At 67.9% G+C, this 14263-nt stretch carries 11 protein-coding genes; 3 read left to right on the plus strand and 8 right to left on the minus strand.

Annotation, left to right across the window (positions count from 1 at the left end; all coding sequences use genetic code 11):
* Nucleotides 1–86: 86 nt before the first annotated feature.
* Nucleotides 87–692 carry a glutathione S-transferase family protein gene (locus DAT35_RS21685; RefSeq protein ID WP_108069017.1) on the minus strand — a complete coding sequence of 202 codons (606 nt, stop codon included), beginning with the start codon at nt 690–692 and terminating at the stop codon, nt 87–89.
* Between the two features lie 103 nt (nt 693–795).
* On the opposite strand from DAT35_RS21685, the gene DAT35_RS21690 reads away from it, so the two are divergent.
* Entirely contained in the window at nt 796–1689 is an 894-nt protein-coding gene (locus DAT35_RS21690) for a LysR family transcriptional regulator (protein ID WP_108069018.1), read from the plus strand.
* A gap of 3 nt (nt 1690–1692) precedes the next feature.
* Here DAT35_RS21690 and DAT35_RS21695 read toward each other — a convergent pair whose 3' ends face one another.
* From DAT35_RS21695 to DAT35_RS21710, 4 genes are all read right to left on the minus strand, one after another.
* On the minus strand, nt 1693–2859 hold the full coding sequence (locus DAT35_RS21695; RefSeq protein WP_108069019.1) for a serine hydrolase: 1167 nt from the start codon (nt 2857–2859) through the stop codon (nt 1693–1695).
* 140 nt (nt 2860–2999) lie between these two features.
* Nucleotides 3000–3800 carry a LytTR family DNA-binding domain-containing protein gene (locus DAT35_RS21700; protein WP_108069020.1) on the minus strand — a complete coding sequence of 267 codons (801 nt, stop codon included), beginning with the start codon at nt 3798–3800 and terminating at the stop codon, nt 3000–3002.
* A complete protein-coding gene (locus DAT35_RS21705) occupies nt 3797–4936 on the minus strand; it encodes a sensor histidine kinase (RefSeq protein ID WP_108069021.1) in 1140 nt (379 codons plus the stop codon). Before DAT35_RS21705 ends, DAT35_RS21700 begins: the two co-directional genes overlap by 4 nt.
* A gap of 111 nt (nt 4937–5047) precedes the next feature.
* On the minus strand, nt 5048–5575 hold the full coding sequence (locus DAT35_RS21710; RefSeq protein WP_146209822.1) for a hypothetical protein: 528 nt from the start codon (nt 5573–5575) through the stop codon (nt 5048–5050).
* Nucleotides 5576–5802: 227 nt separating this feature from the next.
* On the opposite strand from DAT35_RS21710, the gene DAT35_RS21715 reads away from it, so the two are divergent.
* Nucleotides 5803–7335, plus strand: a complete 1533-nt coding sequence (locus tag DAT35_RS21715; protein WP_108069023.1) for a LysM peptidoglycan-binding domain-containing protein — start codon at nt 5803–5805, stop codon at nt 7333–7335.
* 58 nt (nt 7336–7393) lie between these two features.
* On the opposite strand, the gene DAT35_RS21720 is transcribed toward DAT35_RS21715, so the two are convergent.
* Nucleotides 7394–8338 (minus strand): alpha/beta fold hydrolase, encoded by a 945-nt coding sequence (locus DAT35_RS21720; RefSeq protein WP_233261622.1) that lies wholly within the window; start codon nt 8336–8338, stop codon nt 7394–7396.
* 167 nt (nt 8339–8505) lie between these two features.
* On the opposite strand from DAT35_RS21720, the gene DAT35_RS21725 reads away from it, so the two are divergent.
* Nucleotides 8506–9396 (plus strand): helix-turn-helix domain-containing protein, encoded by an 891-nt coding sequence (locus tag DAT35_RS21725; protein WP_233261623.1) that lies wholly within the window; start codon nt 8506–8508, stop codon nt 9394–9396.
* A gap of 50 nt (nt 9397–9446) precedes the next feature.
* Here DAT35_RS21725 and DAT35_RS21730 read toward each other — a convergent pair whose 3' ends face one another.
* Together DAT35_RS21730 and DAT35_RS21735 are read right to left on the minus strand one after the other, a co-directional pair.
* Complete coding sequence (locus tag DAT35_RS21730; protein ID WP_108069025.1) at nt 9447–11720, minus strand: CocE/NonD family hydrolase; 2274 nt, start codon at nt 11718–11720, stop codon at nt 9447–9449.
* 276 nt (nt 11721–11996) lie between these two features.
* Nucleotides 11997–14243 carry a DPP IV N-terminal domain-containing protein gene (locus DAT35_RS21735; protein ID WP_108069026.1) on the minus strand — a complete coding sequence of 749 codons (2247 nt, stop codon included), beginning with the start codon at nt 14241–14243 and terminating at the stop codon, nt 11997–11999.
* Nucleotides 14244–14263: the final 20 nt, after the last annotated feature.

A 14263-nucleotide genomic window follows, 5' to 3' on the forward strand; every position in this document is an offset into this window, starting at 1 on the left:
CTCGCAGCCCTTGCCCATGGCAGCAGAATGCCTGGGCCGTCATGAGGCATGCATCATAGGGCGCAGGCTACCTCGGATGCCACTGCTCACCCCGACACAGCTCTGCGCACCGCCGGACGTTGCGTGTGGCGCCTGACGTACTCCACCAACCGCGGATGCCCGTCGAGCAACCTCAGCGTGTTCGCGAGATGGAGGATGGACGCCATCACCACATCGGCGGCGGTGAACGTCCCTCCCACGAGGAATTCACGGCCGCCGAGTCCCCCGTCGATGACGTCGAGCACGGCCTTGAGCCGGGTCTCGTGCTTCGCGCCCCCTTCATCCGCGTGCGCGTGCTCCCCGGGCTGCTGCGCGCGCCAGTAGAACTCCATCACCGCGGGATCGAGGCTCATCTCGGCGAAGGTCATCCATTTGTAATAGGGACCACGCTCCGCGGTTCCCACCGGCGGCGCCAATTGCTTCTCCGGGAAGCGGTCGGCCAGGTGCAGGCAGATGGCCAGGGACTCGAGCAGCGTGACATCCCCATCCACCAGGGCGGGGACTTCGCCCAGCGGATGCACCGCGAGGTATTCGGGGGTGGTGTTCTCCTGTCGGGCGAGGTCGAGCTTGACCAGCTCGTAGGGCACTCCGAGCTCCTCCAGCAGCCAGCGTGGACGGATCGCTCGGGTCCTGGGGGCGAAGTAGAGCTTCATGGGTGGCACTCCTGAACGTCGAAGGAGGCCTCAAGATGCGGCGGCCAGGGCGCCCGAACAATGGGCCACGGACGAACTCATTGTCAGGCTAGGCTTGACGGTCATGATTCCACCTGCCGACATGGTTCTCTTCGCGACGGTCGTCCGAGAGGAGAGCTTCACCCGGGCGGCACTCAAGCTCGGCATCACCAAGCAGACCATCAGCGAGCGCATCCGCCATCTGGAGGAGCGGCTCGGGGTGCGGCTCCTCGAGCGGACCACGCGGCGCCTGCGAGTGACGGGGGCCGGAGTGACGTACTACGAGCGCTGCTCCGCCATCGCCGCGCTCATCGACGAAGCGAACAGCGAGGTGCAACAGGGACAGGCGGATCCCACCGGCCTGCTGCGGGTCTCGTCGCCGGTACTCTACGGCCGGCGATACCTGACCCCCGTCATTTCGAAGTACCTCGACCGCTATCCCCAGGCGCAGGTGGAGCTGGTGCTGGCGAACCGCCGTCCCCACCTCATCGAAGAGGGACTGGATGTCGCGATCCACATCGGCCCCCTCGACGACTCGTCGCTCGTGGCCCGAAAGCTCGGAGAGAGCTCGGTCCATTTCGTCGCGAGCCCCCGCTTCCTGTCGAAGCACGGCACGCCGAACGCCAGGGAGCTCCGCTCGGCACGCTGCATTGGCTTCAGTGCGTTCGAGACGTGGGAGGCCGAGGGGGTGAAGTCCCGAATCGATCCGGTCCTGACGGTGAATGACCTTGAGCTCGCGTGCGAGGCGGCCATTGCCGGGGTCGGCATCGCGCGCGTCCCGGACATCCTCTGCCGCGATGCAATCCGAGATGGCCGGCTGAAGGTCCTCTTCGGCCCCAGGCCCGCGATGCTGCGGCCCATCCACGTCGTCTATCCCAGCCGGCTGAACCTTCCGCCCAAGGTCCGGCTCTTCGTGGATGCCATGGCCACGCTCGCAGAGCCGGCGCCACAGCGGCACCGCGGCCGGAAGCGGAAGTGAGGCTCACCTGGGCGCGGTCATGAAGAGCTCTCCCAGCTGAGCGGCCTGCTCCTCGGCGAAGTCCGCGTACGTGTTGCCCAACAGGGCGACGACGAGCTGCGAGTCCGGGAAGAGCATCAGCATGGCGCGCCCGCCCTCGATGGCGCCCCGGTGGTGGAGGATGCGCCGGCCCTGAGAGGAGACACCGATGCGCCAGCCAATGCCCACGCCCGTCTCCTTGCCGGACTTGAGTTTCTGCGAGGTGAAGAGGAGGGCTAGGGTCTCCTTGCGGAGGAAGCCGGGCTGGAGGTGGGCGGAGCCGAAGGTGACGAGGTCCTCGGCGGTGGAGAGGAAGCCACCACCGGGCCACTTGTAGCTGTTGTCCACGTGGGCGGCGTGTTGGTGGCTGCCCCCGGCGCCATTCGCATAGAAGCGCGTGCGGTGGGGAATCAGTTGGTGGGGATGGTCCGCCCCGGTGTGGCGCATGCCCAGGGGCTCGAAGACAGCGCGCTGCATGTAGCGGAGGAACTCCTCGTGGGCGGCGCCTTCCACCACGGCGCCCACCAGGTTCCAGCCATAGCTGGAATACGCATAGCTCGTTCCGGGCTCGGACAGCAGCGGGTCCTCCTGGAAGAGGCTCAGCGCCTGGGTGACGCTGCTGAAGTGCTTCGCCTCCCTGAAGATGGCCTCATCCTTGTCCAGGTAGTGACGGATGCCCGCCAGGTGCCCGGTGAGCTGACGGGTGGTGATGGGCCAGGGCTTCACGGGGAATGACGGTACGTATTTCTGGATGGGGGCATCCAGGTCCAAGCGCCCCTCCTCCACCAGACGGACCACGGCGGCGGCGGTGAGGACCTTGGACACGCTGCCCACGCGGAAGCGGGTCAGCGGAGTGACCAGGATGCCCTGCTCCAGGTCCGCGAAGCCAAAGCCTTCTGACCAGATGATCCGCCCGTGCTGCGCGACGGCCACGGAGAGGCCCGGCAGTTGGAAGTCCGCGAGCAGCTTTTGAGCGAAGGCGCGCGCCTGCTGGATTTGTGATTCATGGCGCGAAGAACCGGGCGGGAGCGGATACGAATCGTTCGTCGCGGCGCTCGCGGGTGTTACCGCGAGCAGCGTGCCCAGGACGAGGGCGGACAAACGGAAGGCGCGCTGGCGCGGGGATGAAGCCAGGGCGGATGATGCGGGCATGGAGTGCCTCCGTGGGTGGCGGGTGGACGGAAGGCACCGTGCCCGAGCGAGCGCCGCACGGGGAGAGTGTTCAGCCGGTGGGGACGGAGCTGCGGCGAACCGGTCCGCGCGTGCCGTGAACGGGCCGCGAGCCGCGCGGCTCAGCGCAAGTGCTGGAACTTCTCGCGGTGGCTGCGGGCGACGCGCAGCTCCGCGCCGGAGGTGAGCACCACGACGAGGTCCCTGCGGCCCTCGCTGCGCAGCTCGCGGATGCGGCGCGAGTTGACGATGGCCGAGCGGTGGATGCGCATGAAGCGCTCCGGCTCCAGGCGCGACTCAAGGCTCTGCATCGTCTCGCGGTGGAGGTATGCCTTCCCACCCGCGTGGATCTGCACGTAGTAGTCGGCGGCCTCGATGTATTCGATTTCGTCCACGTCGAGGAACACCACGCGGCCCGCGTCGCGGATGGCCAGCCGGCGTACCCACGGCTCGGGGGACGCGGGCGCCGGGGCGGGAGCGCCGTCGCGCTCGCCGTAGGTGGAGAGCACGGACATCAGCCGCTGGCCGAGGTCGGACATCCGAGCCAGGCGGATCTGTGCCTTGGCCCGGCCGATGGCGTCGTGGAAGCGGTCGTCGCGGAAGGGTTTGAGGAGGTAGTCGAGCGCGTGGATGTCGAAGGCGCGCAGGGCGTACTGGTCGTACGCGGTGACGAAGATGACGGCGGGCACCTCGCCAGGGCCCAGCCGGGCGAGCACCTCGAAGCCATTGAGCTCCGGCATCTGGACGTCCAGCAGGACGAGGTCCGGCCGCTGCTCGCGAATGAGGCGCACGGCCTCCGGTCCGTTGCCGGCCTCGCCCACCACCCGGACCTCGGAGTCCGTGGCCAGCAGCAGGCGCAGGCCCTCGCGAGCCAGGGGCTCGTCATCCACGACGAGCGTGCGGATGGTGGCGGCCGTGTTCATGCCCCGAGCGCCTCCGGCACGGCGGCCTGGAAGGGCAGCTCCAGGCGGGCGCGCACGCCGCCCCCGGCGCGGTTCTCCAGCGTGAAGGCGTGGTGGTCGCCATAGAGTTGGTGCAGGCGGGCGCGCACATTGGCCACGCCGATGCGGCCGTCATGGCGGTCCCAGCCGGGAGCGAGCCCGGGGCCGTCGTCGAGCACCTCCAGTACCAGCCGCGCCCCCTCGCGCGAGGCGCGCAGTTCCACGCGTCCCGCGCCGGAGCGGGTGGCGACGCCGTGCTTGATGGCGTTCTCCACCAGGGGCTGGAGGATGAGGCTGGGCACGAGCGCGCCGAGAGTGGCCGGGTCGATGGCGCGGACCACCTGGAGCCGGTCCTGGAAGCGGGTCTGCTCGATGTCGAGATAGCGCTCCAGGAAGTCGACGTCCTCGTGGAAGGGGACGTGCTGGCGCCCCGTGGTGTGGAGGGCCATGCGCAGCAGCTCGCTGACACCGGTGAGCATGCGGATGGAGCCGGCGGTGTCCTGCTTGCGCACGAGCACGGAGAGGGCGTTGAGCGTGTTGAAGAGGAAGTGCGGGTGGAGCTGAGCGCGCAGGGCGTCGAGCTGCGCGTGGGCCAGGCGCGTCTCCAGCTGGGCCTGGGCCAGCTCTCCCTCGCGGAAGCGGCGGTGGTACTCGACGGCGTAGCCGATGGAGAGGATGCCGCCGTAGATGAGCAGGGACTGGACGATGTACTTGGCCATCATCAAGGGCAGCATCCGCCCCAGGGAACTTTGGAGGAGCCACGTCTCTCCCGCGGCCCGGGCGACGAAGTAGATGATCGTCACGTAGGGGACCATGAGCGCGACGAGGGCGGACAGGAGGACCGCGAGGCTCCGGGGCCAGACGCCGCGCTCCAGGCGGAAGCGCCGTCCGAGCGCGAGGACGAACGGCGTGGCGAACGCCCAGTACTGCCAGGGCGGCACCTGCACCAGCAGCGCCCGGCCGAGGGAGTAGGTGGGGTCCCTGGCCTGGGCATAGACCCAGGTGTGGAGCGCGGTGACGATGCCGGGCACGGCGAAGAGGAGCATCAGCACCGGCAGGCGGCGCGCCAGCGGGAGCAGCTCGGACGGCGCCGACGCGGAGGGGGAAATGGATTCCACGGCCGATGGATTCTACCCCCGAACCCGCGCCACTTCCGGACGGGTGCAGCCAACGGGCTCCGGGGTGCAGCGAACGGGACGACGGCTCCTGCGGAAAAGGAACGGCCTGGCTCAAAAGCTCAGTGTCTTGTCGAAGGCCCCCTCCAGGATGGGCTGCTTGCCTGGCACATCCGCCAGCTTCACCTTGGGCTGGGTCGACGGGTTGGAGGGGTACTTCTTCCCGTTGTACTTCATGAGGTGGTCACCTCTGGACTGGATGACGAGGTCCCTCCATCCATGGGTGGTGTGGCTGGATGCCTGGAGCGGAAGGTCTTTTACCAGCGTCATGCGGCTATTCAGGGTGAAGTCGGGATTGAGGATGAGCAGCGTACATCCGCCGGAGCCACAGAAGTATGAACTGATGAGGATGACAAAGATTTCTTTCCGGCCGTCGTTGTTCAGGTCGAAGGTGTCATAGCTGTACTTGCGGTCCTCCGCGGACATGATCCTCAGGTCGTCCCGGAGGTACTTCTTGAGGTAGCTCTCGATTCCGGAGCGCACCTCGGCCGCAGAGGGCTCGGTAGGGGCCTCGGCAGCGGCCCGGTTTCCGTAAGCACAAAAGAGGGAGATGCAGAGGAGGGCAAGGGCTGGAGTCTTCATGGGAGCCATCGTACTGCCCGGAGCTTCAAGAGCGGAGGCGGCTGGAATCCGCACGGAAGGTCTGGACGTCTCACACGGGCACCGAAGCGCGCAGGTGACCCAAGCGCGGAACGAAAAAATTCGTCATCTACGCAACTCCCGCGCGCGCATCGCGATAATCTCCCGATAGTGAAAATTGGAGCGACCCGCCGAGAGGTAGCTCCCAATGGGTTCGTGAGGGCACGAGGATGAGCGACTACCGGGTTCGCAGGGGCGACACGCTGAGCCAGATCGCCCGCCGGAACAATACGTCCGTGGATGCGCTGGCCAGGGCCAACAACATCAGCGATCCGAACAAGCTCCGCGAGGGGCAGGCCCTGGTGGTCCCCGGCGGGCAGACCCGCCCCGAGGCGCGCCCGTCCCAGCCCCGCCCCGAGGCGCGGCCGGCCAGCTCGCCCGTGACGGCCGAGCGGCAGCGGGACTCCTTCGCCCCCGTCGAGGCTCCGCGCACCGAGGGCGGCACCCGCACCTGGACCGATCCGGCCAACTCGGACCGGTCCTTCTCCAGCCGGGACGGGGTACCCAGGTTCAACCAGGCAGACGCGGCCTGGGCCAGCCGCCGGCTGGGCGGTACGGGCGAGGTGGGCAGCGCGAGCCGCGACAGCATCCGGGCCAAGGGCTGCGCCATCACCGCCAGCGCCATGGCGGTCAGCGCGCTGAGCGGCCGCACCATCACCCCGCGCGAGATGGATGCCCACCTCGACCGGAACGGGGGCTACAGCGGCAACGCCGTGAACTTCGGCCAGGTGGGCGGCGTCACCGGGGGCGAGCCCCGCATCACCGCCACCCGCATGCGGGGCAACCTCACCGCCGACGGCATCGACCAGCAGCTCGACGCCGGCCGCCCGGTGCTCGTCGGGGTGAACTGGCGCACCAACAACACCGCCACTCCCGACCACTGGGTTACGATCACCGGCCGCAACGCGGATGGCAGCTACCGGGCCAATGACCCGAACGGCGGCCGGGAGATCACCCTGCGCCGGGACGGCAATGGGCTGGTGTCGACCCGGGCCGATGGCGCGCCCCACGACTACCGCTTCAGCGGCCAGGGCGTGACGTTCGCTGGCGGCAGGCCGGTGCGCCCCCAGGGCAACGGCCAGGACGATTTCACCACGGCCCCCGCTCAGCGCGCCCAGGCCGCCGCAGGTCCCGCCGCCACGGGCAGCAACGCCATCCTCAACGACCTCCAGACCCAGGGCGCCTCGGCCGCGACCGCCGGGCAGGATCGAGCACCGGCGGGGGTGGCAGGCTCGCAACAGATGGCCGAAACGGATCGCGCGCGCCTGGAGCGCTACCAGGACGTCTTCCGGCAGGTGGGCGCCCAGTACAACCTCCCGCCCGCGCTCCTGGCGGCCATTGCCAGCCGGGAGTCGCGCGGCGGCGCGGCCCTCCTCGAGAACGGCAACGCCCGCTTCGACCCGAACGGCTACGGCCTGATGCAGATCGACCGGCTGCACAACCCCGGCCTCATCCAGGGTGGACCCTACAGCACCGAGCACGTCGCTGCCGCGGCCGGGCTGCTCCAGCGCAACCTGGAAACCGTCCGCCAGGCGCACCCAACCTGGAGTGCGGCCGAGCAGCTCCGGGGCGCGGTGGCCGCGTACAACGCGGGCCCTGGCAACGTGCGGACCCTCGAGCGCATGGACGTCGGCACGACCGGCAATGACTACTCGGGCGACGTGTGGGCCCGTGCTCAATACCTAGCCTCGCGGGGTTTCTAGCACCCACGGCCCGCCGAGGAGATAGCGCAGTCGCCGGCCGAAGGGCGCCAGGGCCCCATCAGCCGGCACGCCAGAGCCGCTGCGCCTCCTCGGCGATGATGTCCGGGAACTCCTCCTGAAAGAACAGCTTCGCTCCGGGCACGCGGCGGATGCCTTGGGAGCGAGGGAACGTTCGGTCGAGGTAGTCGGCGTCCGCTTGCGAGAAGATGTCGTCGCTCGCACCCCAGACGATCCGCACCGGAACCGTGCTGCGCTTGAGCGCCGCTTCGATGCCTGCCAGCGGGTTGGGCTCCAGGGCGAGGTGGTACGCGTGGTATTGCGCCCTGCGCAGCGGCGAGCTCACCAGCGGCGTGACATAGTACTCGATGGTCTCGTCCGCGAAGCGGCTGGGATCGCGATAGACGGCCGCACCAAAGGTCGAGCGAGCCAGCACCTTGTCCGTGAGCCATCGGGCCGTCGCATCCGCGAGGGTTCCGGCGTGCGCCATCTCGATCGCCACCTGGACCTTGGGAGGAGGGCTATCGGGCTCGACGTCGCAATTCGTCAGCAGCAGCGTCCGGACACGCTCGGGATGACGGACCATGAACAGCTGCGCCACCGCGCCGCCGCTATCGCTGGCGACGATATCGACCTGGGAGATGGCGAGTGCGTCGAGCAAGGCCACGAGCATCTCGGCCTGGGCGTCGGCCGCCAGCGATTGGCGCTCGGGAACCTCGGAGTATCCGAGGCCCATGAAGTCGGGGGCGACGCATCGGCGGTGCGCGGACAACCGATCGATCGCGCCTCGCCACTGAAAGCCATTGAGCGGAGCGCCATGCAGGAACAGCGCTGCATCGCCCGAGCCACGCTCGACATAGGCGATCCGGCCGAACGGGAGATCGGCGAATCGCCGCGCCGCGCGAAACGCCTCCGCGTCTGTCGGCTGTAGAGGGCCCGCGTGCTCGACGCCGCGGTGGGTGTCCACTCGCGAGACACACGCGCCGACGGCGCCGGCCGCGAGCATGACTCCGGTCCATTCCAGGAACTGTCTCCGTCTCATCGGAGTCCTCCATGCAACGAGTGCTTGTTCATGCGCGCATGGTGGCTCTATCGCCCCGGGCGCGCGCGCACAGGCGGCCGTCGCCGGACACGGATGGATGATTTTCCTCGACGCTTGCCCGGAGCCGGGGCGTGTTGAACGATCAGGAGATGAGCGACAGACCCTCGTGCTACCCCGGCCCTCCGGCCGCGCTGATGTCGAGCGTCGGCCAGAACCGCTTGCCGCTGCTCGACGTGCTCACCTCACCCGTTCCATCCGGGGTGTTCCAGTCCCCGGTGGATCGCCGTCATGTTCTCTGCCTCCACCTCGGTGATGCGGTTCCGGTCTCCTACCGCGTGGGCAACCACGAGCGGGAGGGGGTTCGGCTTCATGGCCAGTTCTGCGTCGTGCCCGCGGGCTCGAGCACTCGCTGGATTCTGTCGGGGCCCGCGCGGTCGCTGCTGCTCCGGCTGACGCCCACGCTCTTGCAGGAGAGCGCGGATGCCATGGGCCTGGGCTCGGGAGGCGCCGAGCTCGCGCCCTCGATTCACATCCGAGATCCCCAGATCGAGCGCATCGGCTGGATGATGCAAGCCGAGGAGCATGACAGGTATCCGGGTGGCCGCTTGTTCGCGGACAGCCTCGCCTCCGCGCTGGCCGCGCGGCTCCTCGCTCTCCAATCGCGCGGCGGCGCCTCGAGCTCCAGGCCAGGGCGCGCGCTGCCGGCATGGCGACTGCGCCAGGTGCTCGAGTACATCGAGGCGCACCTCGATGAGGACCTCACACTCGCCGAGCTCGCGAGCGTGGCGGGATTCAGCCTGTCGCACTTCAAGCCGCTGTTCAAAAGCGCCATGGGTGTGCCGGTCCATCGTTTCGTCCTCCAGCGGCGCGTCGAGCGCGCGCGGAGGCGGCTGCTCGAAGGAGGCAGGAGCATGACGGAGATCGCGCTGGAGGCGGGCTTCTCGCACCCGAGCCACATGGCCCGCTCCATGCGTCGCGTGTTGGGGCTGAGCCCCTCGCAGATCGCGGCTTCGGCTCAATGAAGCGTCGGGCCTGGGCGCGTGTCTGGCAGGTCCGGGAGCTGATGCGCCCTCTATCTCCAGATCGGGATATCGACGAAGCTGTCGCCATACCACTGGAGCTGTAGTGGCACCTTGCCATCCTCGAGGGTCTCGTCGCTGACGTCCTGCCCGGAGCCGTAGTTGATCTGGGCCCCGGGCTGCTTGATGACGCCGAGCACCACGACCAGCCGACTGCCCGGCTGAAACTTCCGGCTGGTCAAGCGCCCGCTCTTGAAGTCCAATTGCATGCGCTGTCCCGGCTTCAACAATTGGCGATGGTTGCGATCCAGGACATGGCTGGCGCGAGCCATGTAGTACGAGAGTTCAAAGTACTCACCCTTGGGGGTCAGCTCATAGAGCCCGATGCTGAAGTCCAGGTCCTTCCGATTGGCGATGAAGTCGAGTCGCCCGGAAAACAGGCCACTCAGCTCGGTCGGCTTCCGGAGCGGCTCGCTCACGAAGGCGATGCCGTTCCAGGTATCCAGATTCTTGTCGACGATGCCATTGCTGGGTGAGACGCGATCGACGTCAGTGCGATCAGCGAGGTCGACCATCTGCGTGATGAAGGTGTCGCCCGCGGGCTTCCGCGCGCTGAGCCGGTAGGCGTCTCCGGCTCGCACCGCACTCAAGTGGAATCTCAGCGTCTGATTGCCCATCGCGGCGAGCGAAGGGGCATGCTTCCACTTGTTCGCCCCCATCACCTGGTAGTTCACCTTGTCCTTGAGCAGGGCAGGCTTTGGGCTGCCTTTGAAGATGGAGTCGAACCATTGGTAGCGAAGCTCTCCGACGTCGAGCTGTGCCACCGGGTCCGTCTCGTATCCCCTCAGGTAATTCAGAGCGTCGCCCAGGCGGGAGAGCGTCCCACGCTGCCCTCGGATATGATCATAGGGTCCGATGACCAGGTAATGCTCGGCACCCGGAGCTTGTTGGTGGTGCTCGATGAAGTAATAGAGGGCACCTATCTGAGCGTCGTCGTAATAGCCCGTGGTGGTCAGGACCGGAATGTTGATCCGGGCGAACTCCTGTCTGTAGGGGATCATGTCCTGCCAGTAGGAGTCATAGCTCGGATGGTCGAGCCACCGGTTGAAGAACGGATTGGGCGTTCCGTCGATTTTGTCCAACGAGCGGTAGGAGCGACCGCTGGCATACCACTCGTGGTTCAGTCGGCCCCAACGCGCCCGGTCGCGGATGGCCGCCTCATCCAGGGTCTTCCCTGTCGTCGTATAGAAGGGCCAGTAGTACACGAAGCTCTGGAACACATTGCCTTCCATCGGTACGTCGATACCGGGAGCGGCCGTTACCGATGGCATCAACGCCTTCAGCGCCTTCGGCATGTGCTTGGCCGCGGCCCATTGGGTGAAGCCCTCGTAACTGCCCCCGTACATGCCCACCCGGCCGTCGCTCCACGGCTGCGTGCTGATCCAATCGATCACGGCGGCGGCGTCGGAGCCGTCGTGCTCATAGGGGACGGGGTCGTCGGGGCTGCATCCCTTGCCGCGCGTCAGGCCCTCGACGCCGACATAGCCGTTGGATGCCGTCCGACGAGCCTCGCTCAGAAGGTTGTTGGGGTCCGCGTAGATGGTGAAGTTGAGCAGTGTTGGCAGCTGGCCCGAAGCCGACCGTGGGCGAACCACCAGGGCACAGACCGTCGCGCCATCCGGTGTCCTGACCGGAACGTCCTTCTCGATGATGTAGCGTCGAAGATCGTCCTCGGCGATCAGGGGGGCGGTAAGCGGAGCGAGGAGCTGATGGACTTGATGGATCTGGTAGGCCCGGATCAGGCTCAGCGCTTCGGCGAGCGAGAGGGTGGTTTTGCCTTTCCGCTGCTTCAGCGCTTCGTTCAAGGTTTGCTGGAGTGCGGACGGATCGACGCCGAGGGCGCGGATCACCAGCGCCGCGGTCCGATCGTCCAGCGAGCCGAAGACTTCACGGAACGATTGGTGAAGCGCCTCCTCGAAAGGCGCTTCACCTTCGCTCTGCCTGGCCCTGGCGAAGATTTCGTACTGAACATTGATCGACCGGGTCTGAGGCGAAGCGCTGCCCGCCCGCAGTGCGCGCAGCGACGTCAGGGTCTTGTTCGCGTCCGCGTACCTGGCCGCGACCATCTGCAATCGGAACAGGTTGTCGAGATAGGTACGGCGGTCTCCTTCCCGGTAGACGGCGATCACTTCCTTCGCCAACTCGGGCATCGCCTTGGCGAGTGCGGCTTCATTGTCGACGGCAGCCGCGGGAAGGTCGAACTGCTGCGCGGATGCCACGGGAACGGCAACAAGCCAGAGCGAGGCGAGGCACAGCCACTTCAGCATGGAGAGGGCTCCTCAAAACAGGTGCGGTCAACCGTATGGCGTGACTACATTTGTAGTCAAGCATGGCACACGGCGGTGGAGGCGGGGTCGCACGCCTACGCCGATAGCGCCCCCGTTCCCCAACGCTTCGTCACGCCGGACGGCACGCCCGTCTTCACCGGCGAGGACGTGCTGGCCGTGGCCCGGGGATTCCGAGCGGCAGGGTTTGGGGCAGGACCCGGAGCCCCCGGGCTCTCGACTCACGGGAGAGTTGCTGAGAGCCGATACCCACTCACATCACCGAGGCAGCGGAACCCCGAGCGTCCGGACGAAGAACAGGGCCACGTCGTCCCGGTAGTAGCGGTTCGCCGGTGGCCGTGGGCCGTGCGGCTCGCCCGGCATGATGAGCAACTCGAAGTGCTTGCCTGCCTGGATGAGCGCGTTCGCCATGCGCATCGTCGTGGACAGCGTGGCATTCACGTCGCTCGTCCCGTGCATCAGCTTCAGGTGCCCTTTCAGATGGCCAGCCAGCGCGAGGTTGGAACCCGTCGCGTAACCCTGGGGATTCGCTCCCGGCAGGCCGAGGTAGGGCTCGTTGATGAGTGCCTCCTCCTCGAACGCTCCCGGCGCTCCCGCGTAGCCCGCCTTGAAGAAGTCCGGCGCGGTGAGCATGCCCCGCAGCGCGAAGTACCCGCCCCACGAGTGTCCGTGGATGCCCACGCGCTCCAGGTCCATCCACGGGCGAGTGGCTGCCGCCTGCCTCAGGCCCTCCACGTAGTCGGGAATCTCCGTCTGGCCCACGCGGCCGTAGTTCGCATCCTGGAAGGCCTTGCTACGTCCAGGGCCGCCTCTCGGGTCCAACAGCACCACGACGAAGCCCACCTGCGCCAGCGCGATGCTGTTCAACGATGCCGTGTTTCCGATGTAATTCCATGGCACGGAGCTGATGAACGGCCCCGCGTAGATAAAGGCAATGACGGGGTAGCGTCGCGCCGGGTCGAAGTCGCGCGGCTTGTAGAGCACCCCGTACAGCGGCGTCACCCCGTCGGCGGCCTTCACGGTGAGCGCCTCCGGCGGCGTGTAGCCGAGGGCCTCGGCCTCGCTCGCGTCCGCCGTGGTGAGCCGCACGCTCCCGCCCGCGGCACCCGTGGCCGTGGAAGCGAGCTCCCGGAACCGGGGCTGCGTGCGAGAGGACCCGGCGTCGACGTAGTACCGGGCCGAGGGTGACAGGGTGATGCGATGCATGCCCGAGCCCGAGGACAGCCGCTTCAGCGGGCCCCCCTTCAGACTGCCCCGGTAGAGGAGCTGCTCGTAGGGCGCGCCGCTGTCCGCGGAGGCCAGCACGTAGATGGCATCCCCTCCAGGTTCCACGCCCACCACCTCATGCACCGGGAAGGAGCCCTTCGTGAGCTGGCGCACGCGCTTGCCGGTCCGGTCATGCAGGTACACGTGGCGCCAGCCGTCCCGCTCGGACATCCAGAGGTAGCCCCTGCCTCCAGGCAGCACCGTCACCTGCTTCGCGAAGCCACCCACCTCCATGTCCAACCCCGCCACGAAGGTCTCCGGTCTCTCCTCGCGCAACACCCGCCGACGCTTGCCGGACCCGGGCTCTACCGCCGTGAGGTCCAGTTGCTTGCCGTCGCGCGAGAGATGCAGGCACAGCGCCTCGGTCCCCTCGGGGTTCCAGCCAGCATAGGCATCGTGCGTCTCCCCCTCCGTGGGCTCCGCCTTCGTCACCTTCCCCGTTGCCGCCTCCACCACGTGCAACTCCGCTCGCGGCAGCGGCGTCCCCGACTTCGCGTAGGGCACCCACGTCACCTTCTCCAGCGCGGTGGAGTAGTCCACCACGGGCACCTTGTGGACGTTCCTCGCGTCGTGGCGCCACACCACCAGGTACCGGCCATCCGGGGACCAGGGGTTCTCCGGGATGCGCCAGCTGACGTGGTCCTCCTCCTCGCTGCGCTCCACCACCGGTCTTCCATCGGCTCCGAGCACCGCGAAGCCGTTCCCCCGCTGCACGGCGACCGCGCCTCCCTCCGGTGCGAGGAAATGCTCTCGCGAGAGCATCAGCGCGGCCCGGTCGCCCTCCGGCAACAGCGTGACGCGGCCTCCCGACAGGCCCAGGCCGAAGGTCCTTCCCTCCAGACGGAACACGATGCCCCGCTGGTCCGGCGCGATGGCGACCTCGAAGAACCGGGGCGCGGTGATGGGCTTGCCCAGGAGCGCTGTGAGCTGCTCCCTCAGCTGCTCCCCGGACACGAGCGGCTTCAGCGCGCCCGTCCTCGCGTCCGCGAGCACCCACGTTCCTCCGTCCTTGCCCTCGCGCGCCCAGAAGATCAGCCGGTCCCCCTCGCGCAGCCACTTCGGCGCGACGAGGCTATCGCGGATGAGCCCCGGCATCCCGCCCAGCTGGTCCGCGAGGTCCAGTCGTGCCTGGAGTTGCGGGTCCGGCGTGGGGTCCGACGCGGAGTCAGGCCCCCACTCCCCGAGCGCCACAGCGGGTGCGCTCGCGAGCGTCAACAGCAGAACGAGGAGGTGTCTCATGCGCCGATGGTAGGAAGCGA

Source organism: Vitiosangium sp. GDMCC 1.1324 (genome assembly GCF_003044305.1).
In the GTDB taxonomy this organism is placed as follows: Bacteria; Myxococcota; Myxococcia; order Myxococcales; family Myxococcaceae; genus Archangium.

Excerpts from the sequence above, each read along its gene's own strand:
- DAT35_RS21700 (WP_108069020.1), bottom strand. The coding sequence starts at position 3,800 with ATGAACACGGCCGCCACCATCCGCACGCTCGTCGTGGATGACGAGCCC.
- DAT35_RS21735 (WP_108069026.1), bottom strand. The coding sequence starts at position 14,243 with ATGAGACACCTCCTCGTTCTGCTGTTGACGCTCGCGAGCGCACCCGCT.
- DAT35_RS21685 (WP_108069017.1), bottom strand. The coding sequence starts at position 692 with ATGAAGCTCTACTTCGCCCCCAGGACCCGAGCGATCCGTCCACGCTGG.
- DAT35_RS21715 (WP_108069023.1), top strand. The coding sequence starts at position 5,803 with ATGAGCGACTACCGGGTTCGCAGGGGCGACACGCTGAGCCAGATCGCC.
- DAT35_RS21710 (WP_146209822.1), bottom strand. The coding sequence starts at position 5,575 with ATGAAGACTCCAGCCCTTGCCCTCCTCTGCATCTCCCTCTTTTGTGCT.
- DAT35_RS21730 (WP_108069025.1), bottom strand. The coding sequence starts at position 11,720 with ATGCTGAAGTGGCTGTGCCTCGCCTCGCTCTGGCTTGTTGCCGTTCCC.
- DAT35_RS21695 (WP_108069019.1), bottom strand. The coding sequence starts at position 2,859 with ATGCCCGCATCATCCGCCCTGGCTTCATCCCCGCGCCAGCGCGCCTTC.
- DAT35_RS21690 (WP_108069018.1), top strand. The coding sequence starts at position 796 with ATGATTCCACCTGCCGACATGGTTCTCTTCGCGACGGTCGTCCGAGAG.
- DAT35_RS21720 (WP_233261622.1), bottom strand. The coding sequence starts at position 8,338 with ATGCTCGCGGCCGGCGCCGTCGGCGCGTGTGTCTCGCGAGTGGACACC.